The sequence below is a fragment of the Flavobacterium sp. CSZ genome (assembly GCF_015350725.1).
Lineage (GTDB): Bacteria > Bacteroidota > Bacteroidia > Flavobacteriales > Flavobacteriaceae > Flavobacterium.
Genome location: NZ_JADKPQ010000062.1, coordinates 1 through 928, shown reverse-complemented (window position 1 = coordinate 928; position 928 = coordinate 1). Strand labels below are relative to the sequence as shown.

Genomic DNA, 928 nt, shown 5'->3' with positions numbered 1-928 from the left:
TTGCAGCCGTTAAAGCAGCCTGAGGTTGTAATATAGTAACTGTACAGGTAGTGGTATAGCCTAACTTATCAGTAACAGTTACGGTATGTAAGCCAGCGGTTAAGCCAGTTGCTTGCGCAGTTGTTTCGGTGTTATCCCATAGATAAGTGTATTCTCCGTTTCCTCCAATTGCACTAACAGTAGCTTTACCATTCTTGTCTCCATAACATTTAGCAGGAGCATCCTGAACGATACTACAAGATAAAACATTAGGTTCTGAGATTGTAATTGTACAAGTTGTTGTACATCCTTTTGAATCGGTTACGGTAACAGAATGTAATCCCGCATTAAGTGCAATTGCTTTTTGGGTAGTTTCACTATTATCCCATAAATAGGTATAGCCACCATTTCCACCTAGTGGAGTTACTGTTGCTTCTCCGTTGCTTAATCCGTTAGCTGTAACAGCTTTGTTTTGTACAATGGAGCAAGTTAAAGTCGCAGTTGGTTGTCCAATAATTACCGAGTTCGATTGACTAGAACAAGAATCAGTTACCGTCAAAGTATACGTTCCAGCAGGAAGATTAGACACAGAAGCCGTTGTTCCTACTTCGGTATTAGATGAGTTTTTCCAAGAGTATGTTACTGTTCCAACAGAATTAGTTAAAGTTCCCGCAGTTACAGATCCCGTACTAAATCCAAAACAGATAACATCTGTTTTAGAAGAAGGTGCAAGGGCTAAAGCTGCAGTTGGCTGTAATATAGTAACTGAGTTGGATTGAGTAGAACAATTATCGGTAGCAGTCAAAGTATACGTTCCTTCCGGAAGACCAGTAACAGAAGCCGTAGTTCCTACTGAAGCATTTGCGGCATTTACCCAATTATAGGTAACTGTTCCAATGAAATTGCTTACGGTGCCGGCCGTTACACTTCCGGTACTTTTTCCAAAACA

1 pseudogene is annotated in these 928 nt (G+C 40.5%); it reads right to left on the bottom strand.

Going from position 1 to position 928, the window contains the following annotated elements:
- Positions 1-928: pseudogene (locus tag IRZ78_RS25995) on the bottom strand (hypothetical protein); the annotation flags it as partial.